This window comes from Polynucleobacter sphagniphilus, assembly GCF_029892205.1.
GTDB classification, from domain to species: Bacteria; Pseudomonadota; Gammaproteobacteria; order Burkholderiales; family Burkholderiaceae; genus Polynucleobacter; species Polynucleobacter sphagniphilus.
The window spans coordinates 104,210-126,370 of record NZ_JARXVX010000002.1 but is presented as its reverse complement, the minus strand read 5'-3'; the positions used below and the strand labels follow the sequence as shown (position 1 = coordinate 126,370).

General features: G+C 42.8%; 25 protein-coding genes and 1 riboswitch. Of the genes, 18 read left to right on the top strand and 7 right to left on the bottom strand.

Annotated features, from left to right (window positions below; translation table 11 throughout):
* The first annotated feature begins 20 nt into the window (after window positions 1-20).
* From M2125_RS04955 to M2125_RS04940, 4 genes are all read left to right on the top strand, one after another.
* Window positions 21-2,147: a type IV secretion system DNA-binding domain-containing protein gene (locus M2125_RS04955; RefSeq protein ID WP_280742622.1), complete on the top strand. Its 2,127-nt coding sequence runs from the start codon at window positions 21-23 to the stop codon at window positions 2,145-2,147.
* A gap of 115 nt (window positions 2,148-2,262) precedes the next feature.
* Window positions 2,263-4,968 (top strand): MobF family relaxase, encoded by a 2,706-nt coding sequence (mobF, locus tag M2125_RS04950; RefSeq protein WP_280742621.1) that lies wholly within the window; start codon window positions 2,263-2,265, stop codon window positions 4,966-4,968.
* Between the two features lie 252 nt (window positions 4,969-5,220).
* Window positions 5,221-5,748, top strand: a complete 528-nt coding sequence (locus tag M2125_RS04945) for a hypothetical protein (RefSeq protein ID WP_280742619.1) — start codon at window positions 5,221-5,223, stop codon at window positions 5,746-5,748.
* Window positions 5,749-5,884: 136 nt separating this feature from the next.
* A complete protein-coding gene (locus M2125_RS04940) occupies window positions 5,885-7,690 on the top strand; it encodes a beta strand repeat-containing protein (RefSeq protein ID WP_280742618.1) in 1,806 nt (601 codons plus the stop codon).
* Between the two features lie 504 nt (window positions 7,691-8,194).
* Here the strand turns inward: M2125_RS04940 and M2125_RS04935 are convergent.
* On the bottom strand, window positions 8,195-8,482 hold the full coding sequence (locus M2125_RS04935) for an addiction module antidote protein (RefSeq protein ID WP_280742617.1): 288 nt from the start codon (window positions 8,480-8,482) through the stop codon (window positions 8,195-8,197).
* Window positions 8,483-9,165: 683 nt separating this feature from the next.
* On the opposite strand from M2125_RS04935, the gene M2125_RS04930 reads away from it, so the two are divergent.
* From M2125_RS04930 to M2125_RS04895, 8 genes are all read left to right on the top strand, one after another.
* Window positions 9,166-9,405, top strand: coding sequence for a hypothetical protein (locus M2125_RS04930; RefSeq protein WP_076023608.1), 240 nt, complete (start codon window positions 9,166-9,168; stop codon window positions 9,403-9,405).
* Between the two features lie 86 nt (window positions 9,406-9,491).
* Complete coding sequence (locus M2125_RS04925) at window positions 9,492-10,667, top strand: nucleotide exchange factor GrpE (protein WP_280742615.1); 1,176 nt, start codon at window positions 9,492-9,494, stop codon at window positions 10,665-10,667.
* 108 nt (window positions 10,668-10,775) lie between these two features.
* On the top strand, window positions 10,776-11,321 hold the full coding sequence (locus tag M2125_RS04920) for an HD domain-containing protein (protein WP_215340717.1): 546 nt from the start codon (window positions 10,776-10,778) through the stop codon (window positions 11,319-11,321).
* Between the two features lie 5 nt (window positions 11,322-11,326).
* Window positions 11,327-12,778, top strand: a complete 1,452-nt coding sequence (locus M2125_RS04915) for a DUF2779 domain-containing protein (protein ID WP_280742614.1) — start codon at window positions 11,327-11,329, stop codon at window positions 12,776-12,778.
* Between the two features lie 34 nt (window positions 12,779-12,812).
* Window positions 12,813-12,910, top strand: a riboswitch (SAM-I-IV-variant riboswitch).
* A 112-nt stretch (window positions 12,911-13,022) separates the two neighbouring features.
* Window positions 13,023-13,385: a hypothetical protein gene (locus tag M2125_RS04910; protein WP_133256443.1), complete on the top strand. Its 363-nt coding sequence runs from the start codon at window positions 13,023-13,025 to the stop codon at window positions 13,383-13,385.
* A gap of 88 nt (window positions 13,386-13,473) precedes the next feature.
* Complete coding sequence (locus M2125_RS04905; RefSeq protein ID WP_112208968.1) at window positions 13,474-13,749, top strand: hypothetical protein; 276 nt, start codon at window positions 13,474-13,476, stop codon at window positions 13,747-13,749.
* Window positions 13,739-14,227: an HD domain-containing protein gene (locus M2125_RS04900; RefSeq protein ID WP_112208969.1), complete on the top strand. Its 489-nt coding sequence runs from the start codon at window positions 13,739-13,741 to the stop codon at window positions 14,225-14,227. The genes M2125_RS04905 and M2125_RS04900 overlap by 11 nt, the downstream gene beginning before the upstream one ends.
* Window positions 14,217-14,648, top strand: a complete 432-nt coding sequence (locus M2125_RS04895; RefSeq protein ID WP_280742612.1) for a hypothetical protein — start codon at window positions 14,217-14,219, stop codon at window positions 14,646-14,648. Before M2125_RS04900 ends, M2125_RS04895 begins: the two co-directional genes overlap by 11 nt.
* Before the next feature lie 29 nt (window positions 14,649-14,677).
* Here M2125_RS04895 and M2125_RS04890 read toward each other — a convergent pair whose 3' ends face one another.
* The gene (locus tag M2125_RS04890) at window positions 14,678-15,358 is read right to left on the bottom strand and encodes a hypothetical protein (protein WP_280742611.1); all 681 of its coding nucleotides are present in this window, start codon (window positions 15,356-15,358) and stop codon (window positions 14,678-14,680) included.
* A gap of 1 nt (window position 15,359) precedes the next feature.
* Entirely contained in the window at window positions 15,360-16,328 is a 969-nt protein-coding gene (locus M2125_RS04885) for a helix-turn-helix transcriptional regulator (RefSeq protein ID WP_280742610.1), read from the bottom strand.
* A gap of 306 nt (window positions 16,329-16,634) precedes the next feature.
* Here M2125_RS04885 and M2125_RS04880 point away from each other — a divergent pair, with 306 nt between their 5' ends.
* Genes M2125_RS04880 through M2125_RS04865 form a run of 4 tightly spaced genes read left to right on the top strand, consistent with a single transcriptional unit; the run spans window position 16,635 to window position 18,229 of the window.
* Window positions 16,635-16,991 carry a hypothetical protein gene (locus tag M2125_RS04880; protein WP_280742609.1) on the top strand — a complete coding sequence of 119 codons (357 nt, stop codon included), beginning with the start codon at window positions 16,635-16,637 and terminating at the stop codon, window positions 16,989-16,991.
* The gene (locus tag M2125_RS04875) at window positions 16,992-17,459 is read left to right on the top strand and encodes a hypothetical protein (RefSeq protein ID WP_280742608.1); all 468 of its coding nucleotides are present in this window, start codon (window positions 16,992-16,994) and stop codon (window positions 17,457-17,459) included.
* Entirely contained in the window at window positions 17,452-17,802 is a 351-nt protein-coding gene (locus tag M2125_RS04870) for a hypothetical protein (RefSeq protein WP_280742607.1), read from the top strand. Before M2125_RS04875 ends, M2125_RS04870 begins: the two co-directional genes overlap by 8 nt.
* Window positions 17,803-17,821: 19 nt before the next feature.
* Window positions 17,822-18,229, top strand: coding sequence for a hypothetical protein (locus tag M2125_RS04865; protein WP_112208977.1), 408 nt, complete (start codon window positions 17,822-17,824; stop codon window positions 18,227-18,229).
* Window positions 18,230-18,242: 13 nt separating this feature from the next.
* On the opposite strand, the gene M2125_RS04860 is transcribed toward M2125_RS04865, so the two are convergent.
* Genes M2125_RS04860 through M2125_RS04845 form a run of 4 tightly spaced genes read right to left on the bottom strand, consistent with a single transcriptional unit; the run spans window position 18,243 to window position 19,833 of the window.
* A complete protein-coding gene (locus tag M2125_RS04860; protein ID WP_112208978.1) occupies window positions 18,243-18,659 on the bottom strand; it encodes an HAD domain-containing protein in 417 nt (138 codons plus the stop codon).
* Window positions 18,656-19,213, bottom strand: a complete 558-nt coding sequence (locus tag M2125_RS04855) for a hypothetical protein (protein WP_280742604.1) — start codon at window positions 19,211-19,213, stop codon at window positions 18,656-18,658. The genes M2125_RS04860 and M2125_RS04855 overlap by 4 nt, the downstream gene beginning before the upstream one ends.
* Window positions 19,210-19,515 carry a hypothetical protein gene (locus M2125_RS04850; protein ID WP_280742603.1) on the bottom strand — a complete coding sequence of 102 codons (306 nt, stop codon included), beginning with the start codon at window positions 19,513-19,515 and terminating at the stop codon, window positions 19,210-19,212. The genes M2125_RS04855 and M2125_RS04850 overlap by 4 nt, the downstream gene beginning before the upstream one ends.
* 3 nt (window positions 19,516-19,518) lie before the next feature.
* Window positions 19,519-19,833 (bottom strand): hypothetical protein, encoded by a 315-nt coding sequence (locus M2125_RS04845; RefSeq protein ID WP_280742602.1) that lies wholly within the window; start codon window positions 19,831-19,833, stop codon window positions 19,519-19,521.
* A 109-nt stretch (window positions 19,834-19,942) separates the two neighbouring features.
* On the opposite strand from M2125_RS04845, the gene M2125_RS04840 reads away from it, so the two are divergent.
* Entirely contained in the window at window positions 19,943-20,230 is a 288-nt protein-coding gene (locus M2125_RS04840) for a hypothetical protein (protein WP_280742600.1), read from the top strand.
* Window positions 20,231-20,237: 7 nt separating this feature from the next.
* Window positions 20,238-22,145: a DUF3857 domain-containing transglutaminase family protein gene (locus M2125_RS04835; protein WP_280742599.1), complete on the top strand. Its 1,908-nt coding sequence runs from the start codon at window positions 20,238-20,240 to the stop codon at window positions 22,143-22,145.
* Window positions 22,146-22,161 lie beyond the last annotated feature (16 nt).

The window sequence follows — 22,161 nt, the reverse complement described above, 5'->3', positions numbered from 1 at the left end:
TATTTTTCGAAAGATAAACAATGAAGCCAATCAATACTGCTAAAGATTTTTCACAAATTAGCCAATCGACAGCAGGGCAGCAGAGGCTTGGAACTCTATTACAGCTTGAAATCAGAAAGTATTTTTTCTATGTTTTAGCTGTTTTAGCGCCTACGGTTATTTCAATAATTTTCTTGTTTTATGCAATCTCAGGTCTCAATATTTTTGGAGAGATTGAGCTGTACTTAAAGGCTCAATTCAGCTTCGGGGCAGGGTCTAAAGTCTGGAAAATTACGCATGACGGCATTACAGTATGGTGGCCCAGCTTTGCCACAGGGCATGCTTCAGAACAAGCTAAATACACTTCTGATCAGGTTGTTTCGATGTTATGGTCAGACAGTTTCGCCCCATATCTGTTTTGGCTGGTAGTTTCAATATCAATCATTCCCGGCTATTTTTCTTACAGATGGCTTCGTAATTATTTCGAGAAAAAAGGGGATACCACCAATGAGATTTTGCGGGGTGGCCAACTCCTTAGTGTGAAAGAATATCTCCGCCAGGTCCTGGGTTCTACAGGTTTTTCAAAATTCAAATTTGGCGGTTTGCGGTACCCAAAAAATAATGAATTCCTGGGAACTTTGATTGTTGGAGCTGCTGGCTCTGGTAAGTCAAATGAGTATAAGCTGTCAATGGAAAACGCTTTTAAGCTTGGGGCGAAGTGCATCGTTTTTGACCCTACCGGTGAGGACACTCAGAGATATTTTCGCCCTGGCAAAGATATTCTCCTGGCCCCCGCAAATCGCCTTTTGTGTACAGAAACTGGTGAAGTAATCGAGCCGGTCGGTTGGTCTATCTTGACAGAGATTATGACTCAGACTGATACACAGTTGATCGGTAATGCCTTCCTCCCAGTCGACCCTAAAGATAAATCAAACTTCTTTCTAATGGGCGCTCAGCAAGTTTTTGGGGAAATTCTTGGGGCGCTGCGGAGAAGAGGTGACACCTCTACTCAAGAAATATTTGATATTTTTAGCAATGCCGATCGCCGTGAAGAGCTTGTCGAATTACTTAAAAATTCAAGTGCTAACCGAATTCTAGGTAAGGCAGATTCGGGCCAATCTGACGGTATTTTTGGGTCAATTGCAAATTATTTGAATGGCTTAAAACTTATTTCAGATGGTGACTTTTCAATCAGAAAATTCGTTAGAGACCAGGAGACTGATGCGCGTCTATTCATCTGCGCAAAAGATGCGCGAGAAATATTGATGCCACTTTATCGAGTTGCGATCACTCTCGCAATCAATGAATTATCTCTGATGCCACCGGCTAACGGGGCAGTGCGCTGCTGCTTTTTTATCGATGAATTGCCAGCACTAGGCTACATCGAAAAGCTCTCGCCAGCTCTTCAAGAAATGAGAAAATACGGAGTTTCCATTATGGCTGTATGCCAATCGCTCAGTCAAATCCGTGCCATTTATGGCGAAGATGGAGGTCGTAATTTATACGGAGCATTTCAAAATCTTGCAGTTTATCGAACACCAGTGAAATCCGAGCAAGAAGAACTTATCGGAATTTTAGGTGAGCAAGAAGTTCTTGAAAGAGTCGACAATTTCAGTTTGGCCGTTCAAAACGACCGGGACGGGGTTAGTCAAAATGCTAGCGTTACTAATAAATCAATCGTACATTTTTCAGAGCTCCACTTGCTTGAGATCGGTCAAGCTTATGTTCGTTTTGCTGGGTTTAATCCTCTGCTGATTGATCACCGTCTTAATGGAAAATCACTCGAGTTTGCTAGTGGAATCTTGAAGGGTGACGCATTTCGTCCAGGCGTGCAATACATCGTTTTTGACTCAGTAGGAGTCAAGAGGGCAGGGGGTATATCGGACGATAAAGGACTTTTCGAGGTACAAATTACCGGTGATATTTCGAATAAATCTGCGCAAGACTTCGTTGTTATTGTGCCGCCAGTTTTTGAAACTCACAACTCTGGAATTGAATTACAGATGAACCCTCTTCTTCAAATGACTATATCTAGCAATCTTTCAGAAGATCGCCATAGGTCAATTGATATTGAAGAATCACATGAAATTGAGCAAGTTCAAACTGAGGAAAAGACTCAATCCGACGAGCATAGCAACGATATTTTTTTGGGGGGCAGCTGGTCTTAAATATCAAAATGTAAATATACAGAAGAGGGCTTTTAGCCCTTTTCTTTTGTGTGGTGCAGTCCTTTGGGACCTCATTTGAGACCTTATAGATATATAACTTAAAAAGGATATTTCTATGATTAGTGCTCGTGCAGTTAGCTCAGGCGGTTACTACACTGCTGCGCTTGAGTCTGAAAACAAGCAGTCGCAAAAAACTGATAACTATTATGCAAACGACAAGGCTGAGAGCTACTTCATAGGCAAGATCGCGAAGGATATTGGCATTGCTGGCCGTGAAGTAACAGCAGAGAAGTTCCAAGAACTTCTTGCTGGCAAGATCAAAAATGAGGCCACCGGCGAGATTCATGAGCAGAGTCGTCGAGCGAATGGTCGCCAGGGTTGGGATTTCACTTTCTCAGCTCCTAAGGCAGTTTCAATCGCTGGCATCTCTGATAATCGCGTTCAATCTGCGCACGATTTAGCGGTAGAAAAGGCGGCTGAATATCTTGAGGCATCAGCTGAAACCCGCTATCGAAAAGACGGAAGCAACCCCATTAAAGAGCGCACTGGGGCTATTGCTGGCGCTGTGTTTAAACATGGTACGAGTCGCGACAATATGCCCCAAATTCACTCCCATGCCATTTTTTTTAACATCACCAAAGGCAAAGATGACGTGTGGCGATCTCTCGAAACAAGGCAAATGTATAGAGATATCAAGTCAGCTGACTACATATATAAAAATGAACTTATTAAGAATCTCAAAGCGCTTGGTTACGAGGCGGCGCTGACAAGAAAAGACAAATCTCATGACATCGATATCAATGGGATCGACAAAAAAACCATAGAAAAATTTAGCGGAAGATCAGTCGAGATTAAAGATTATCGCAAAAAAATGGATCAAAAAATTGCTTCAAAAATTGAGTCAGGCAAAGAGCTTTCAGCAAAAGAAGCTCAGTGGAATCGAATGAGCGATCGACATAAAAACCAAGAGGCGACACTAGCAACGAGACCTGCAAAGCATGAAGAGTCTCGTGAAGCTCTTAAGGCAGCTTGGGTGGAGAGGGGGAGGGAGGTCGGATTTAATTCTGAAAAACTCATGGCTGAGGCTATGAAAAAATCAGGTGGAGCGTCTTTGAATGCTCATTCCAATGCGAAAGTATTCGAAAAAATGAATGGCATCTCTGAGCTAAAGCAAGTTGATTATGCTAAAAAGTCTCTTGAATATTCTGCAATGCGCGCGCAAAACATCAATAAGAGCATCGATCGTATTAAAGGAAAAATCGCTGAAAACAATAAGATTTTTGGTGGTAGTGGCCGGGCTAGTGTTAAAACGCTGACCGGCTCGAAGGAGCTGATAAGACATAAAGGACAGGTTTATAAGATAGACAAAAGTCTACTTAGCGCGACGGGTATTAAAAATCGTATAGCGGATCACTATCGTCAAAAATTTAATCAAGCAAAATATGAAGCGCTTAAGAGTATTCGTGAGGCCAAAAGCGTTGGAGAATATCTTAAAGGGGTGGCTAAATATGTCGGATCAGCGACTGGTGAGCACTTTGCAAAATCGAATATTAAGTATCAAAAAGCAGGTTTTTTTGAGTCGCTTTCAGCGAAATCACAAATCACAAACTCACAGAAACGCGAGCTTTCTAGGCAAATGGACAAGTTTGCAAAAGAGATTTCTAAGCAAAATATGGCAGATAAGCGGCTTGATGCTTCTTCAAAGCTAGCGCAGTCAAAGACAAATCTTGATCTTAAGACAGACAAAATTCAATCGCGCCAAGATGTTAAATCGCAATATGCTAGACCTGAAACCGCGAGAGAAAATCGTCTTAATGAGCGCTTAAAGAGCTTGGATCAGCAAATTGAGAGGATGGTTTCTGCAAAAAATGATTTATCGAACAGCCTTTCAAAAATAGAAGTTAACGTCGACGGAAAAGACTATGTTGTTAAAGGCGCGGATATTAAAGAGAAGCGGGGAACTGGCGACAATTCACTAAAAGACGTAAAGAATGAATCAATAAAAGAAAAGGTCATTTCTCGTGCTGATGAAGTTCGTGGCGAGAAAGTCAATGAAAAATTTGATCAAATAGATAAACTCAGAGAAATGCGTAGTAACGTAGAAAAGTCACTCAAAAATGAGATCAGTAGAAATGATAGGTCTTATAAAACAGACAATAAAAACGTTGAGATGGCTAATAAGCAAGAGTTCAAAGATTCTATTGAAAAAGTTATAAGCGAAGGAAAATCATTTTTTGAAAAGCAAGAAAAATCTCAAGAGACATTGCCCGAATTGATGAAAAATAATCAAGATTTACACGAGAAAGCAGCAGATATAGGCCTAGATGTAAATATTGAGCCAGCCAAATTTAACGGGAATTTTGAAGATTTAACGAAAGAACTTGAGCGTCAAAACGCAATGATTGAAAAAGCTATATCAGAAAAAGAGCTGAAAGCACCAGAGTATCAGCCAGATGCTAAAAAAGAGGCTGTTAACAATCGAAGTGAGTCTGAGAAATCCCAAGATCAGAGTTACCAGGCTTCAAAAGATGCATTTGAGAAGGTATTCGACAAATTGAAAGATGCGAGTCTTCCAGATAAAAATAAAGATCAGGATCGCTCTAAAAACACTCAAAAAGATGTTGAAAATCCGGTGAACAAAGCAAGCGAGTCTGATAGAAAATTGGGGGACTCAAAAAGTATTAATGAGTCAATTTCAAAAGAATCTCGCACTTCAAATCTGCCGCAGAAGAATTCTACGAAAGATGCTTCAAAAAGCACTGGTACAAAAGAAAAAGCAAAATCCGCACAAAATGAGTCTGCGAAATCTTTTAGCAGATAGCTAAGCAAAAATGAATTGGAGGATGCGTAATATTGTTTCGACCATAACTAAACTCTATCGCTGATTTCTACTTAAAAATAGTATTTTTTAATATTTAACAATATTTAATAATTAATTCCGCGGGAAAGCGATTTGTAGGTTGCTTTCCCATTTTTTTGATTTTCGAAAGCCGGCTCGAAAACCCATTCGGGACCTCATTTGAGACCTGGACATATGTATGTAGTTTTTTTAAACATAAATGGAGTCTCAAAAATGAAATTGAAATTTTTAGCAGTAGCTTTAATCGCATTTTCAGCTATTTCAGCAATCTCAGCTCAAGCGACGGAAGAAAACAGTGCAAAAGTCGCCACTGAACAAGAGGTTGAGCAGTTTGCTCTTGAAATTCGAATGACAGAAGAATTCGTCAAGGAGGCGGAAGCGCGGCAAGCAGAAATTGACGAAAAAATATTTTTTGCATTTAAAAAATCTCTCGAAAAGGAATGCTCAAAAATTCAAATTAAAGATGAAGTTTTAACCGGATTTGATTGTTTTGACGCAAATTATCAAAATTTAAAAGTTATTTCATACGATCAAAAATCAGGTATTGTGACCGCCGTCCTGGATCACGGCGAACTTCTGAAAAATAATATTCTCAAAGCTGAAAATGAAAATCCAGAACTCGCAAATTTATCAAAAACTTTGCTGCCATCTTTGAAGTATTCCGAAGATTTTAAAGTCACCAGCTTTTCTATCTACGATCTCATCTCGCTTGCCAAATCACAGAAATTGGAGCGAAAATGAAATTATTAAATTACATTCTTGCGGGCGCAATTATCATTTTTGGTCTGGCAATTTCGTTCGTTTTAGACAGTCAGATTTTAGCAATCTCATCTCCATTTTTTGCGATGCTGTTCCTGATTTTTTCGGAGTCGCTGACATGAAAAAAAGGATATTTTGTCTAGCAATTCTTGCCACTTTTTCGGCCTTGGGAAATGCTCAAGTTTCGCTGGGTGGCGGCAATGCTCAGACAACTACAGATACTGCAGTCGGGGCAAGTTCAGAGGCATTTAACGGGAATTCGACAGCGGTTGGCGACGGCGCAAGTGCAGTAGACACGGCTTCAACGGCGCTTGGAGCCGGTTCTATTGCTGCTATAAATTCGACAGCGGTTGGCGACGGCGCAAGTGCCTATGGCAATCAATCTATTGCGATCGGGCAATACGCTATTGCTAATGCTGCCCAAGCAGTTGCAATAGGGCAAAATAGCTTTGTTTATGGCACGGGTTCGATTGGTATAGGATATTTAGCGCAAACAGGCGTTGGCGCAACAAATTCAGTTGCTATAGGTAACAGTGCGCAAGTTAATTTTTCGAACAGTGTCGCTCTCGGTGCTGGTAGCAGAGACTCTTCAACGAACACAGTGTCTGTTGGCAATGCAAATACAGGATTGACCAGAACTATTTCGAATGTTGCGCCAGGAGTTAATGCAACTGATGCAACCAACCTTAGCCAAGTTCAATCGCTGATTTCCTCGGCTTCGATTGGCGGCGGCAGTTCCGCCAATTCCGTCCAATATAACGCTACGGGTACCGGCATTACGCTTGCTAGCCCCAACGGTTCTGGCACAGTCAATGTCAGCAATGTTGCGCAAGGTGCTATCAACGCAACAAGTACCGAGGCAGTCAATGGATCCCAGTTAAATGCAACTAACAACGCCGTTTCTGCTGTAACAAGTACTGCAAACACTACGGCGGCATCACTATCCTCAACACAAACGCAAGTGTCGACAAATGCAAGTAATATCACTTCACTTCAAAGCGGCCTGACTTTGACAAATGCTCAGGTGACGCAAAATACAAGCGATATTGCAATTTTGCAATCTGCAGTAGCGAGTACAAGCACTGGCTCAACAAGTCTCGCTCTATCAACTGCAACGGCCGCGAACACTACTGCAAATCAGGCTTTGACAACTGCGAATTCTACGGCCACTGCTTTAGTGGCCACCCAGGCACAAGTAACGCAAAATACAACTGATATTTCAACAGTCAGCACTCTTGCGAACTCGACCGCCGCAGGACTTGTGACCACGAGCACAACTGTTGCAAATCAGGGTGTGGCCATCACCGGCTTGCAGAGCGGCTTAGCAACTGTAACAACTACTGCAAATCAAGCTTTGAGCACTGCAAACACAGCGTTGACAACATCCAATCAAGCTCAAACCAGCATCGGTACAAAGTCTGGAACTGTCGGAACTGTCTCAATCGCAGCTCAGTCGGACGTAACGACCTTCGCGGCAACTGCTGCGAACTCTGCTTTGACTCAATCAAAAACATATACAGACAACACCGCAGCGGCGATCAATGCAAATCTAGCTGCAACGAATTCAGCCGTGCAAAGTGTTCAATCTCAAATTAGTTCGATTCAGTCTCAGACAAATCAGAACACTCAGGATATTTTCGGCATTAAGCAAGCGCTTGCTGGCCAACAGCAACAGATTAATAACTTAACAAGTGGCGTTGCCATGGCTGGGGCCTTGGCCAGCGCTAGAACAGCTCCAATCACAGGCGGGAATGGCGTGTACGCTTCTGCCGGAACAGCCTTCTACGGCGGCAGAAGTGCAGTGAGCGTCGGTCTTGTCGGCGTCGCTGGACTCACTTCTTTTGGGGCGAGCGTATCTGTTGCGCCAGGACTAGTCCAAAACCAAGCAATGCTTAGTTTTGGTGTTTCTCAGAAAATTTGGTGACGCTTTTTTTCCTTTTTCGAGAGACGCGGCGATAGTTCTTTGCGGAAGTCCGCTCATCTTTAAATTTAGGCTCCCTAAGATTTCGCCAGGCAATAAAAATTGACAGTGCAAGAATTACGAAAGCGGGCGTTAAAGCGTGGAGATCGTTTGAGTGCATTAGTCGATTATTTCTGGAAAGAATTTTCTTTGCAGGGTAAGCGGCTTAAGAGGGTAGCGGAGGTTTGCAAAGGAAATCTCATATTTGCAGTCGCATTCACTGTTCATATCTGCCTTAAAGCTGCAATCGTTTTCGTGGGGCGATTTCATTAACATGGCTTTTCTTAGGCCCAAATAGATTTCTAGTGAAATCTCTTCATCGTTATTTATGTGGCTTGTCAATTTTTGCTCCAATTGTTTTTGGGTATCCGTGTTTTGTGATTGATGCTGCTTAAATTACTATACGTTCAATAATTTTCATTTTGATTGATGACACCATTAAAGACATGTGTATCACGTGAGGAGTGGTTAGGCGTGAACGCTAATCTTTAAGCCCAACGCATTAATAACCTTGGAAATGGTGTCAAAACGGGGTTGCGATCCCACAGTCAATGCTTTGTAGAGGCTTTCGCGACCTAAACCCGATTCTTTGGCAACGGTAGCCATACCTTTAGCTTTGGCAATATGACCCAATGAGCGAATAAGCTCATCATTGTCGCCACCCTCTAATACTTGGGATAAGTACTCGGCAATAGCCTCTTCGCTATCAAGGTAGCGAGTAATATCGAATGCTTTTAGTTTTTGTGCTGTTTTCATAATTTAAAACTCCTTAGCTAATTCAATTGCTTTTTTAATATCTTTCTGTTGCGTACTCTTGGCACCGCCTGCCAATAAGATGAACCTGTCCGATTTTCCGCCAAAACAGGGGTCTGTTTTGACTATTTAGGTGTTATTTCTTCAACTATCATCATGAAATAACTATTGTTTTGATGCGTCGACTTCTTTTGCAAAAAGTCATTTTTTATATGACTTTGACAGTGGTATTTTCGTGATGAACATCACCAAATAACGATATTTCATCGTGAAATAACGGTGCGTCATCACCAAATAACTAGTAATCATCATCAAAATACTAGAAATTCTTTGCGCAACTTGATATAGCGTTAGTCGGCGCAATCACTAATAAATCATTTCCGCACTCAAAATTACGCCCTTATAAATAAAGGCTCAAATCCCTGACGATCACCACCACATGCGGAAACGATTATCATCTAACCTATTGTTTTAAAAGGTCGTTAGTGGAGACTCGAAATCAGGCGTACTGTCAAAGGTACCGAGGGTTCGAATCCCTCCCTCTCCGCCAGTATCGACCTGAAAGCCATTATTTATAAGGTTCTGTATTTCTTGGCTGCTACTACCCACCAGCCTACCCACCAGTGAAACATTGCTTACTTTTAAATTTCTAGCCAGGCAACGTTGTCTCTAGATAAGATATCACTATGGACGATCTTGAATTTGTAGGGAAAATTAAGGGCATGAAAACCCTCAAGCAGATGATTGAGAGTAAAGAGGTCATACCAGCCTCAGAACTAGCAAAAATGAAGGCCGAGGAAGAGGCCCAAGAAAAAGCCTTTGCAGAGGCAGTCCAATCAGAGCAGTCACATCAAAAAACAAAGATCTGCACCGGTAAGGTCGAGGGCAGGGCACTTTGGACGCGTGAGCGCTTTAACGAAGATTGATCTAGTTTTAGGGTTGTTCTAAGAACACCATATTCCTACAATTTGAATATCAATTCCAAGTTTTGATTTCAGATTGAAAGGCGAATATGACACCCAGAACGCTAACCAGGCAGGAAATGTATGACTTAGTATGGTCAAAGCCGATGACTCAACTAGCGGCTGAATTTGATTTATCCGATGTTGGATTAAGAAAAATCTGTAAAGCAGCAAAAGTGCCCACGCCTGGCCTTGGGTATTGGGCAAAACTGGCGAATGGAAAGAAGGTTGCTAAGACTGAGTTGCCAACTTTATACCCATTCCAATCTCAATTTGTCCATATTGGCGGGGGTTCTCGCAGTCGGTATGGTTATTTCGACGAACCAGAGAAAACGGATGAGGAGTTGGCTCAAATGGAGTTGCCACCTCCTCCAAAATTCGATGAGACGATTGATGAGGTGAGGTTGAAGATTGAGGCTCTCGTTCCCTTAATCCCTATTCCCAAAAGCATTAGCAAGCCCCATCCAATTACTGAGAGATTGCTGGGCTACGACGCTGATATCGCAAAAGAAAAATACTGCTTTTACAAGCCTAGGTATCAACATCCTGCGGGGCTAAGACTGTTGTCAGCACTTAATAGTTTCTTTACTTACTTCGAGAAGTTGGGGTTCAGGGTAAAAGTTCACGGTCCTAGAACGCAATCTATGAGCGTCGACATGGATGGTAGCTACCACTACTTTAGATTCGTTTGCTTTGATGATGGCAATCACTTTTATCGCAGGAAGAGTTCCCCCGGAAAGGCTTATGGCTTTAGTTGGACAAGCGACCAAGATCGAATGTCGGAGAACAAAGACTATCGAGAATATGTAGATATCACCCCGGAAATCCTAAGAGACCTCGCTATTGAGCTATTAATGGGTATTGAGGAGCGCAAGAGAAGTAATATCGAATGGTTATATCAACGTCAAGTTGATAAGAAAAATGAAGCGATTGCGAATATTGTAGAAAGAAAGGCTAAAGCTACACTTCGCCGCAAGCAGGAGACTGATCGAATAATTGAAACTCGTTTGAGTTTAATGAGTCAAGCCTTAAAGGACATTAGAAGGGCTGAAAAAATTCAGGAATTAATTGATGCTCTAGATAAGAAGGTTGAATCTGCGAGCAAAGAGATTCCTGGCTACAAAAAATGGCGTGCGTGGGCCATTCATCAGGTGAACTCAACTGATCCGCGCAACATGTCAATTAAGAGGGCGGGGCGCTGGGTAGAGCGTTTTCATTTGAAGTAGGATTTAAGGCTCAAATTGTGAGCCTTTGCTATGTCACTCTCTACTTATATGCCTCTTATATCCATCGCTAGGAGTATTTCATTCGTCTTATAGAATGAAAGAATCATGATTAATCAATTTGTCACTGCACTTGCGTTTTCTGCAACCAAGCATCGAGATCAACGTCGCAAGGATGTTGAGGCATCGCCTTATATCAATCACCCAATTTCACTAGTCGATGTTCTCGTCAACGAGGGCGGGGTTCTAAATTGGGATGTCTTATGTGCGGCCTTATTACATGACACTATTGAAGATACTGAAACTACAGCAGAAGAGTTAACTAAAGCATTCGGAAAGAATGTAGCCTCAATCGTATTGGAGGTTACTGATGATAAGTCGCTACCTAAAGCAGAGCGCAAACTGCAGCAAATTGTACATGCACCTCATTCATCTCATGAGGCTAAGTTAGTCAAGCTTGCCGACAAGATTTGCAATCTTCGAGATATTTTGGCTTCACCCCCAAGTGGTTGGGATACCAAAAGGAAGCAGGAATACTTTGAGTGGGCGGCATCGGTAGTGGCTGGCATTAGGGGATCGAACTCTAAGTTAGAGAAGGTATTTGATTCTTTACTTGAAAAAGGCAGGGCCGAGTATCAATCTGAGCTAGGTAAGTAAATCTTATGGCAAGTCTGAGCAAGTCTAAGATCATTGCCCACCGCCAGTGCCCTAAACGCCTATGGCTGCAAATAAATCGGCCTGAGCTCGTCCAAATTAGCGCAGCAACCCAGGTTAGATTTGATGAGGGCAACAAAGTTGGAGATATCGCTCGCCAGAATTATCCAGGCGGAGTTTTTATAGAGACTCTTAATCGAGCAGAGGCTATCGCCCAAACTAAAGAGGCTGTAACAAAACGCCAAACAATCTTCGAAGGCGCCTTCTTTGAAGACAATGTCATGATTCGCGCAGATTTACTCTTCCCTGAAAATGATGGATATCGTTTGGTGGAGGTTAAATCTTCTACTGGCGTGAAAAGCTACCATGTTGATGATGTAACAGTTCAAAGTTGGGTCATGGAGAAGGCGGGTTGTTCGCCAACCAGTATGGCCTTAGCTTATATCAATAATAAATTTGTCTATCAAGGCGATGAAAATTACGAAGGTTTATTTTCTGAGGCTGATTTATCAAACCAGGTAAAGCCGAATATGTCTCAGGTGCAATCTTGGGTTGATGCCGCCGAAAAAACCTTAGCTTCCCCAGTTGAGCCTGCGATTGCGCCTGGTGAGCAATGTACAGATCCTTTTACCTGTGACTTTATTGACTATTGCTCTCCGCCTGAAGAGGGCGTGGAGTATCCAGTAGAAATTTTGCCTTACGGCAAAGCTATCGCTTCGGAATTAAGGGGTGATGGATACAAAGATTTGCGCGAAGTACCTGCGGATCGTTTAAGCAATCCAAAACATCTTAAGGTTCATACGGCAACCCTGAGTGGGAATGCTATCTTGGAGCAAGAGGCAATTTCACAAATACAGGCCTTGCCCTACCCACGCTATTACCTTGATTTTGAGACCATTGGTTTTGCAGTACCGATTTGGGCAGGCACGCGACCCTATATGCAACTCCCATTTCAGTGGTCATGCCATATCGAGCAGACTGATGGATCAATGGCCCATAAAGAATTTTTAGATCTTTCAGGAAATGACCCCCGGGAAATGTTTGCAAAAACATTGATAGAGGCTGTCTCTAAAGATGGACCTGTAATTGTTTACAACGCTGGATTTGAGGGCGCGCGTATTAAAGAGTTGGCCTCAGCCCTTCCGCATCTCGCTTCAGAGCTATTGGCTATTCCTGAGCGCTTCTTTGATTTGCTGCCACTAGCGCGTAATTATTACTACCATCCTGATATGAAGGGCTCTTGGTCAATCAAAGATGTCCTGCCCACAATCGCACCTGAATTGGATTATGCAAATCTAGAGGTTAGTGATGGGGCAATGGCACAAGAGGCATATAAAGAAGCTATCCATAGCCAAACCACTCCAGAGCGAAAAGAAGTAGTAAGGCGTGCAATGCTCAAGTATTGCGAGCAAGATACTATCGCTATGCTCAAAATTGTTAGGGCCTGGAGCGCTGATTGATCTTGACACAATGAATCAAAAGTCTGCATAATTCAATCTACATCAAGAGATGGCTTTGTCGCCACAGCAACCTGCTAACGCAGTAAGGTGCTAAAAAGATGAGACCCCAAGTGGGTAATCAAAAGCGACAAACCCACCTATTTTGGTGGGTTTTTTATTGAGCAAAATCTTCTCTAGCTCAATATTTGAGCCTTCCAGTCTTGATAATTTGTTTGTAGACATGAATCAATTAATTGGAGGTCTTATGCGCGATTACACATACTTAGGCGGTGCCCGATTCACTATAAACAATCTCTTTCGTAGCCTCAGGTTTGATATCGATCGTCTCGATATGAGCTGGGTTGATGGGGATAAGCCAGAATTTACAAGAGGGCTGCGCGTTGTGGATAACGATGAAGTTAATACGATCACCGTTGATGGCGAGGATGGTGACAACTTGATCTATAGCCTTACCTACATCTTTAGCAAAGAGGATGGTCATGAGGCTTTTAGAGCTGCAACAGATGCCTATTTAATCGTTGCATTAGAAACAAAGGAGTTTTTGGTGACGAACCAAAAAAAGAATCCAGAGGGAAAGCCTGAAGTAGTGGAGGCAGTTATCCACTAAGCGAACCGAGCAGCATGTGTTTAAGGGCAGATTTAAACCGAATTGCCAAGCCCAGACATTTGTCAAATTGGCTAAAGAGGAGAAGTAAATGAATATTCAGTTAATACAAATAGAGCAGTTGCAAAAAAATGGTTTTCCAAGAGTGCTAAGACCTCAAAAATCATCCGAGTATGAATATGTTGGGATTGCCATAGAAGATCAGGGATCCCACTACTACTGGGCTAGGGGAGTTAGCTTAAGAATTACTGAGCAGGAGTACCGCTACATAAAGGCTAATCCAAAGTTGTATTACTTCTCTACCGCACTAAAGTTGCACTTAAAGATTGATAGATATCTTCATAGCAAGGATTTCGATGGACTTTGATCGATCAGGTTTAATTTCCCTCATTAAAAGCGAATTCAAGCTTGATTGGCAGGGCATACATGGGGCTAATCATTGGGCGCGGGTACTCAACCATGGGAAAAATATCGGTCAAATCCGTAAGGCCGATTTATTGGTAGTAGAGCTCTTTGGCTTCTTGCATGACAGTTGTCGCTTTAATGATGGTAGAGATCCTAAGCATGGAGAGCGGGCGGCAGAATTTGCTCATGGCATCCATGGAGACTTTTACCAGTTAACCCCAAAGCAACTAGATGCGCTTTGCTATGCGATGAAGCACCATTCTGGTGGGGAGGTTTCAACCAATAGAACAATTCAAACTTGCTGGGATGCCGATCGATTAGATTTAGGAAGGGTTGGCATCTTTCCCTCTCCACAATTTCTTTCGCAGGAAGCTTCACTTTTTATCGATCTTGCCTATGACTGGAGTACGCAGGCACCAAGGAAATCTCATGTCAGATGACAATGATTCTGGAGGGATCATTGGGACAATTATTTCTGTCCTGATACTGGCCGCAATCTGGCCTTATCTATTGGCATTACTGGGTATCTATATTGCCAATATGGTCGTTTTGGCGATGCTGACATGGATTGCGGAAAATTGGATATTGACGATTAGCTTTATAGCGGGAATCCTAGCAATGTATTGCATCTTCAAATACAAACTTATTAGCAAGGCCTGGAAGTATGTATTTGCGAAAGCCCAACCAAATGCAATAGAAGTCAGGTTGGATGGTTTACCAGGCTCAACTGAGCGAAAATTTATTCCTTCTACGAATCTATATTGTTATTGGTGTACCAAGAAACTTGGTATACGAGCCTGGGAAATGAATGGCAAGTATTTCTGTCGAGATTGCTATGAAAATAAATTGGGTTCGAACTGATGCGCATTGCCTGAGTGTTTATCTGGATCTTAAAAACGTCTAGGTATATCTAAAACAATTCTTTTGATCCCAAACCAATCTTTCGATTTAACTACAATTTTTTTATGCAACCCCGCCTCTTCTTTATGAGCATTAAAATAGTTAATCCCAAAAGAAATGTCTGGACCATACGATACGATTTGAATTTTTTCAAGAGTAGGGAAATCATGGGCAATATGGGAGGTAGCTTCTGCCACTGCATTTTTGTATTGCGGATCTTCTGTAAACAGTAACGAGCCTGTAAGCCCCGCAATACCAATATCTTTACAACCAATTCCTATTAGCGCAGTTAAAGCCTCATAGGTAACGTTGTAAAAAAAGTCCTTACTTGGACGTTCTGTATTTCCAGAAAAAGGTTTATACGATTCACAGTTAGGCGTAGAAACTAGGGCGATTGCTTTTAAGGTTGGAGTTAGGCTTTGCGTCGGAATAATGTCTATTGTGGGTAGTTGTTCTTTCATCAGAGATTCAGCATAAAACCTGAAAATATCTTCATCAATACCCATGGCTTGAGCGATATATTGTCCATGAATTCCCAGGTCATTAAATCCCCAGTTGGTTTCTATCATCAAGCCATCCATACCAGTATTTAATTCAATTTCTTTAGAGATTCGCTCGAATATGATTTCTAATGGCGCTCGATGTGGGAGTTCAAGAATTAAATTTTTCACTTTAGTACTGTTCAAGGCTCTTTTTAAGTTCGCTTGCTACTCTTGCTTTTAAGCTGGCTGGTGCAATCACTTTTACGCCTGAGCCATGCTTCAGAATATCCATGACTAACTCTGGATCTTGGTTGTAATCAAACTCCAGGGTGTAATAGCCTTCTTTATCAAAGCTGCCCACTTGCTGTCCATGCCAGTGCTCGCCAGCTACCCAGCGAGCATGCTCAGGCGTAAAGCGTAACTTCGCCCTCTGGGTGGCTTTACCTGAAAAGATGCCATAACTTTCGGCAAAGTGATCATGACAATCCTTTTCGGCCACTTCCTGAGTCTTCTTATTTGTTAATACTGCGCTTCTGATGCCATCAATTGCAAAACTACGCAGATCATTACGCATGTGACAGTAGGCATCAAGATACCAATTCTCACGGTAGTAGATAAGTCGTTGGGGAGATATCTCTCGCTTAGTATCTTCGCCTTTACCCTTTGAGTAATAGTCAATTTCAAGGCGATTACGTTTAAGAAGGGCAGCGCCAATCTCGGAGAAGTTTTCAATAGAGTTCTTGCGAGAGCCAAGACCGATAACCTTAATACGTTTACGCAGCTCCTTGGCTGAAGTTTCGCTTTGACCCAAGATGCCATCAATAATGGCTGTGAGTGGTTCAATGTGTGGGCCAATCAAACCACCTTGATCTAGTGAAGATAAGAGGTGCTGCATCAATACAAGAGCAGTAGCCTCTTTTTCAGTGAACCAAAGCCCAGGCATCTCAATCTTGTCTACTTGATCTGGATTCTCGAACTTATAGCCTCCCATGAAGCGGTCATAAACGATAGAGGCCTTTAAACGGCTGCGTAGGTACTCAAGGTCGCGCTTAAAGGTGGCAGGGGAGATCTCAAGCTCATCTAAGAAATCCTCCCTGGGGACGCATTTACGCTGCTGAATCATGTATTTAATGCGGTGTAGACGTTCTAAATCGCTCATCAGGGCTCCAAATAGGACATTTATTGTTTTTATAACTTTAATCAGTTTAAGGCTCATTTAATGAGCTAGCAAGTAATTAATCTACCTATACAGAGCTAAATGCTTAATCCGTAGGGAGTTGAAAATGATCAAATTTATCGGTATTTTCTTTATGTTTTTGAGTTGGGCCGCTTCATCGAATGGGCTTAGTCTGAGCCTAGCGCTGTGGTTTCTATTCGGCCTATTTCTAGTGTGTAGCCAAGGTATCTTTGGCCACCTCCTATTCGTAGAGCGAGAGAAGGTACGCGCCCAATACAGGAGAAGAAGATGAGCGAACAATTCGCAAAGCTTAATTGCGCCGTTGGTGATTTGGCCATCACCGTGAACTGCAAGATCCCCAAAAATCTTGGCAATATTGTGCGCATTGTGTCGTCCGGCGGATTTCAGGAATGGCAAGGATATAGCGAACCGCTCTATACCTGGAATGTCGAAGTGGCCACTGAGTGTGGTGCGCTATTTTATGAATGCGACACCGGTATTGAATCATTCACCTCAGGACCAGCTCCTGACATCTATCTCAGGCGACTTACTCCACCCCAAGGATATCTGTTAGAAGAATTCTCCGAGTCAGAGCAATTGCAAATGGAGTTGTATGAACAAGACAGTTTGGAAGGTGTTGAGTAATTGCAAAATCCTGTAATACACCACACCCTCCCAGAAGACGAGAAGATCTATCGCAGGCCAATTGCACTGTACTTTGGCGGGCCATGGACTACTCGGCAGCAGGAGATATTGGATAAGCGTGCAATTAAATGGGATTGCTCATACGAATTTGTTTTAAATGATGACTTTGCTGACACGATTAATAGCTATAGCAATGCTCACGCAGATAGCGATAAAAACTACTTTGACTACTGCCTTTTGATCCATTCAGGTATTAGCGAGGTCTACTCGCCTAAGGTCTGGACTGATAGTTATACCCACAATGGCTTTAGATACCCCAGGCTATTACTTAAAGATGGTTTCATTCGAGATAAAAACAGGGTTAAACGTTTTTTTCTAAGAGATGAAGTAATAGATTTACTAGGGCAGACTCTTGAGGAGCATACCGAGTATGAATATATTGAATTTAAAAGGTTAAAGAATGTCTAGAAACGGACATATTCATTTACGTTGTGAACTAGGTTGTATTGCTATGATTACCGATAGCAAGTTCTCGGTTAATCGCGGCTTGATTGTGAAGGTGATTGAGCCTATGGGCTTGATGCGTTGGCCAGGCTTTGATACAGAGGTCATGCCAATCTGGCGCGTACAAGTATTGGCTCAGGGCCATACGATTTGTTATCACCTGCCCAAAAAAGGGGAGTTGAGGCATGAAAAAGTGGGTTTGGTGCCAGATCGATTCTTGCAATGCCTTACTCCTTTATCTGGGCAAATGCGTTTTGAGTTCGAGGACTATGAGCCTGAACCTCATCTAGAGCCAATGGCGCTCTAATAACTTAAGAAAAAATACCATGAAAAAATTAATTACCCTGGCGATATTTAGCGCTGTAAGCAACCTTGCATTCGCGCAACCTATTCAGACTCTACCCAACGGCGCAGGAGGTTACAACACCTATGGCCGCAACGGAGCACTCACTCAGACATTGCCTAATGGGGCTGGCGGTTACAACTCTTATGGGCCAAATGGACAGTTAACTCAAACATTACCCAATGGTGCGGGAGGATACAACACCTATTCTCCAAATGGACAACTCACACAAACCTTGCCAAATGGTGCGGGTGGCTACAACACATATGGACCCAATGGAGGAGTGACTCAAACATTGCCCAGTGGTGCGGGCGGTTACAACACCTACACGCCTAATGGAAACCTCATACAAACTCTGCCCAATGGTGCTGGCGGCTGGAATACTTACTGACAATAAGCAGTTGTCAGGCAATCATCCATTGGCTTAATTCCTGAATCTGCTTTTCTGAGATTCCGGTATTGGGGTTGCAGCGAATGAGTTCTGGGCAAGGGCTTGGGAATTCCCAGTAGGAGTCATCCAAGGCTTTCCAGTTGCTTGCTCCATGTGACTGTAAAAAATTCACAATCTCCTGATAGCGCGGATGTTTGCCAATGACTGGTGGTCCAGTAACGCCAATAACCAGGCTGGAGATTGAGTTTGGCAATAGTTTCTGTAGCTTTTCAAGGCTATGTGTGAAGCGCCAACTCGAAGAAATCACAATTTCAATATTTGATCCTTCAAGAGTTTCCTCAAGTAGATGAACCCTATTGAAAGGGTCTTCACCAGCGAAGTGGGTTGGGTGGAGTACTCCATCAAAATCCAAGAAGAGTAATTTATTCATAATGGGTCGTTAAATTCTAGCCATTCGTGCCTACAAGCTGCACATTTTCTTGAGCTTGGATACTTTGGGGGAGGTGGATCACCCAGTTCCCTTTTCTTCACAATCTTTTGTTTAAAGAATTCCCCGCGCTTCTTGCCGCATTTTGGGCAATACAAATTGATGGTGTGAGGTTTAGCTTTGGGATCATCATGTAAGTGGGCCTCAAAGCTCATTGCAGTAATCCACTCTGGGGATTGCATGGTCTTACAGGGCACCTTAATGTTCTCAATCTGAAATACATCACCACGAACGCTCAGCTTAATATTCGGCCCCGCAGGCCGTGCCGCTAAGAATGACAGTACAACCCCAGAATTGACTTCAATGTAACCCCTCCAATTGATTGATTTCTCAACCAAACATCTAGTTTGGACTCCTCTTACGCAGAAGATGGCCTCACCATTAAAGAGCGCAATATAAAGCTCTTCAGCTAAAGAAGCCTTCGTCGTTTTTCTGGGCTTTAATCGTTTCAATACCGCCAGAAACTCCTCGGTATCGATAATCATTTCGGCGATCATTGTCTTTTGCTGGGCGAGTAGCCAATCCGATTTCCGTTGTTATCAAAGACATTAGTCACGCCAGTTGGAGATTGAGTCTCATAGCCAATCCGGTTGCCACTATTGTCGTAAACGCCGTTATTGGCGTTGTAGTTGTACTGACTATTGTTGAAGTTATAAGGGGAATTGTTGTAATTCAAAGAAGAATTGTTGTAGTTAAGAGGGCTGTTGTTGTAATTCAGAGGCGAGTTCTCCCAACTTGTTACCTGAGCATAGCTGCCGCTAGAGATAAGAAGGGCGCCTATAAAAAGGAATCGTTTCATTGCTTACCAACCTTTCACAGAAGGCGCCTGAGGTGCTTGGCGTGGAGTATTAATTGTTGTATTGGGACTAGCGTAAACAGGAGTGGTAGAAGTTCCTTGATACGCGCCCTGAGGACTATAAAAATTTGTCTGCCCGTTATCGGTCTGAAATGACTGAACATTCTGGCCGGTAGCGTTATAGACATTAGTTACGCCACTTGGCGATGTTTGGCTATAGCCGCGGTATTCACCAGTCGGACCATAAATAGCCTGGGCAGAAGCTCCGCGCACCAAAAGAACCGCTTGGGCAATCAAAAGCAGGGTGATGAGGTATTTCATGGGGAACTCCCAAAAAGTTTCAATGGATTCAGAATAAAAACCCACAAGATCACCTAATGAGCTAGTGGCTCAAGAAAATGAAAAAACTAACAAATTTCATAAAGAGCCCATGCTAAGTACCCTTGTATTCGTTACCTTCATGCCACTGCAGGTTTCTCCAACCGGGCAATCCACTGTGCCTTTATCAAGGCCATTGGCAGTTGCTGCCTATGTAGATGCCGCAAAGATTTTAGGTTTACCCAAGTTCAAACTTAGGGATTCAAAAGGTAATCTTTATTCACCATACAAGGCAATGATGCAAGAACCCTCTGCGATCGTTATGCAACATGCTGGTATGCCAATGGTCAGCGATATAACTATGCGCAAAGCCTACATTCAATCCTACGTAAAGCGCTAAAACTATTATGAAATTTGCAATTCAATCAATTAGTAGTCTTGCCGCAGTCCTATTCGGATTCTTATTGCTCGCCAATGTCGGCATTACGAGTGCAGGCAGGGGGGAGCTAGAGTCCCTTACTGCAATTGAAAAAGCTGTCATCACAGAAACTATTCAGGCCGATGGCACGGTAGTGGAGATTGATGAACTCACTAACTTGGTGAAATCGCAGTTAGTAGTTGATTCAGAATCACAAGCCGACTTGCCATATAACTCCACGCTATCTAAGTTAGAAGTGCTTGAAGCTTACACAATCACCCCTAAGGGAGAAAAGATCCCGGTAGCTGCCAATGCCATACGAACTGTAGAGGATGACAATAGCTCTGGCGCTGCTATGTTCTCGGATCAAAAACACAAGATCATCATCTTTCCAAAGGTAACGCCAGGCTCCAAGACTTATTACAAGACTAAGCTAACCACTTACAAGCCGCTATTACCAGGCTATTTCTATACCAGGCTGATCTTTTCGCCTAATGTGGAGGTGAAGTCTTATGAGTACAACCTCAGCTATCCGGAAGACTTAAAGCTCTATACCGATATTAAAGACGTCAAACAAACGAGGGATGAAGTAGTTGATGGCGTACGTCATGTGAGCTACACCTATCAAAACCTCAAGATGAACAAGAAAGAGCCATATCAGGTCTCTAGTAACGACTATGCTCCTCATATTTATATTTCCAGCTTCCCAAGTCAAGAGGCTTTTGCCAGGGCATATGAAGAGCGCATTAAAGATAAATTCATCATCACCCCAGAAATTCAGAAGCAAGCTGATGAGATCACAAAAGGGCTAGAAAAGAAGGTTCAAAATGATCCAAAACTGGACCTCAAAAAAGAACAGGCCAAAGTAATCTATCACTGGGTAGCGAGAAACATCCGTTATGTTGCTATTTACCTTGCTGATGGTGGAATCGTGCCGCACGATGCTAATAGTGTGCTGAAAAATCGCTATGGTGACTGCAAAGATCACAACGCACTCTTAATTACTTTATTAGCAGCCAAGGGCATCGATGCAACCAGCGCATTAATTAACTCAGGCAATGCCTATGTGCTCCCCAAATACCCAGTCCTGGGGCCTTTTAATCATGTCATCACCTACATCCCAGCCTGGAATCTATATCTAGACTCTACTGATGAGATGGCGAGCTACGGCACACTGCCTTCGGATGAGATGGATAAGCCTGTACTACTCACTAAATTAGCAAAGGTAGGACGCACACCCAAGCCTAAGAAAGAAGATAGCGAGATGGCTACTGGTATCTCTATGCAGATTGAAAAAGATGGGCGCATTACAGGCAAAGCTCACACCATGTATTTTGGAAGCGCAGCAATCAGTGCTCGCTATAAATATGAGGGTGCCGAAACCACTTATTCAGAAAAGCTAGTTAAAAACCAGTTGGCTAAATTTAGGCAAACGGGCGAAGGCAAGATCACCACGAGTTATGTCTATGACTTAGACAAACCTTTTACAACCGACACTGAGTTCACTTTAGACGCCATAGCAAATGTACCAGGACCGGGAGCAATGACAGTGCCTATTGGCTTAGCGCCCGGAGAGTTGGCTGCTATTGCTAACGATAGACCGCCCGAGAAGTTTACAGTGCCATACGTTTGTTCCACCAGAATGGTGGGGGAGTCCTATCAGATCAGATTTCCTAACAACACCAAGGTAACGCGTATTCCTCCTAATGTCAGTTATAAGAAGGGCGGCATTGAGTATGAAGCCACCTATAACGAAGTAAAGAACAATATCTTTGTTATTAGAAAGCTAGCCATACAAAGACCAGGAGCAGTCTGTGAGCCAGGGGAGCTTCAAAACTGGAAGGATTTTTATCAAGTCTTTATAAAAGATATGCGAGGACAGATTTTTTATGAGTAATCCAGTGTTTATATAT

Coding starts and splice junctions, on each gene's coding strand:
- M2125_RS04940 (WP_280742618.1), top strand. CDS start 5,885: ATGAAAAAAAGGATATTTTGTCTAGCAATTCTTGCCACTTTTTCGGCC.
- M2125_RS04855 (WP_280742604.1), bottom strand. CDS start 19,213: ATGATCGCCGAAATGATTATCGATACCGAGGAGTTTCTGGCGGTATTG.
- M2125_RS04840 (WP_280742600.1), top strand. CDS start 19,943: ATGCTAAGTACCCTTGTATTCGTTACCTTCATGCCACTGCAGGTTTCT.
- M2125_RS04905 (WP_112208968.1), top strand. CDS start 13,474: ATGAATATTCAGTTAATACAAATAGAGCAGTTGCAAAAAAATGGTTTT.
- M2125_RS04885 (WP_280742610.1), bottom strand. CDS start 16,328: ATGAGCGATTTAGAACGTCTACACCGCATTAAATACATGATTCAGCAG.
- M2125_RS04865 (WP_112208977.1), top strand. CDS start 17,822: ATGAAAAAATTAATTACCCTGGCGATATTTAGCGCTGTAAGCAACCTT.
- M2125_RS04915 (WP_280742614.1), top strand. CDS start 11,327: ATGGCAAGTCTGAGCAAGTCTAAGATCATTGCCCACCGCCAGTGCCCT.
- M2125_RS04910 (WP_133256443.1), top strand. CDS start 13,023: ATGCGCGATTACACATACTTAGGCGGTGCCCGATTCACTATAAACAAT.
- M2125_RS04850 (WP_280742603.1), bottom strand. CDS start 19,515: ATGAAACGATTCCTTTTTATAGGCGCCCTTCTTATCTCTAGCGGCAGC.
- M2125_RS04900 (WP_112208969.1), top strand. CDS start 13,739: ATGGACTTTGATCGATCAGGTTTAATTTCCCTCATTAAAAGCGAATTC.
- M2125_RS04835 (WP_280742599.1), top strand. CDS start 20,238: ATGAAATTTGCAATTCAATCAATTAGTAGTCTTGCCGCAGTCCTATTC.
- M2125_RS04935 (WP_280742617.1), bottom strand. CDS start 8,482: ATGAAAACAGCACAAAAACTAAAAGCATTCGATATTACTCGCTACCTT.
- M2125_RS04930 (WP_076023608.1), top strand. CDS start 9,166: ATGGACGATCTTGAATTTGTAGGGAAAATTAAGGGCATGAAAACCCTC.
- M2125_RS04945 (WP_280742619.1), top strand. CDS start 5,221: ATGAAATTGAAATTTTTAGCAGTAGCTTTAATCGCATTTTCAGCTATT.
- M2125_RS04925 (WP_280742615.1), top strand. CDS start 9,492: ATGACACCCAGAACGCTAACCAGGCAGGAAATGTATGACTTAGTATGG.
- M2125_RS04870 (WP_280742607.1), top strand. CDS start 17,452: ATGTCTAGAAACGGACATATTCATTTACGTTGTGAACTAGGTTGTATT.
- M2125_RS04895 (WP_280742612.1), top strand. CDS start 14,217: ATGTCAGATGACAATGATTCTGGAGGGATCATTGGGACAATTATTTCT.
- M2125_RS04860 (WP_112208978.1), bottom strand. CDS start 18,659: ATGAATAAATTACTCTTCTTGGATTTTGATGGAGTACTCCACCCAACC.
- M2125_RS04880 (WP_280742609.1), top strand. CDS start 16,635: ATGAGCGAACAATTCGCAAAGCTTAATTGCGCCGTTGGTGATTTGGCC.
- mobF (WP_280742621.1), top strand. CDS start 2,263: ATGATTAGTGCTCGTGCAGTTAGCTCAGGCGGTTACTACACTGCTGCG.
- M2125_RS04955 (WP_280742622.1), top strand. CDS start 21: ATGAAGCCAATCAATACTGCTAAAGATTTTTCACAAATTAGCCAATCG.
- M2125_RS04845 (WP_280742602.1), bottom strand. CDS start 19,833: ATGAAATACCTCATCACCCTGCTTTTGATTGCCCAAGCGGTTCTTTTG.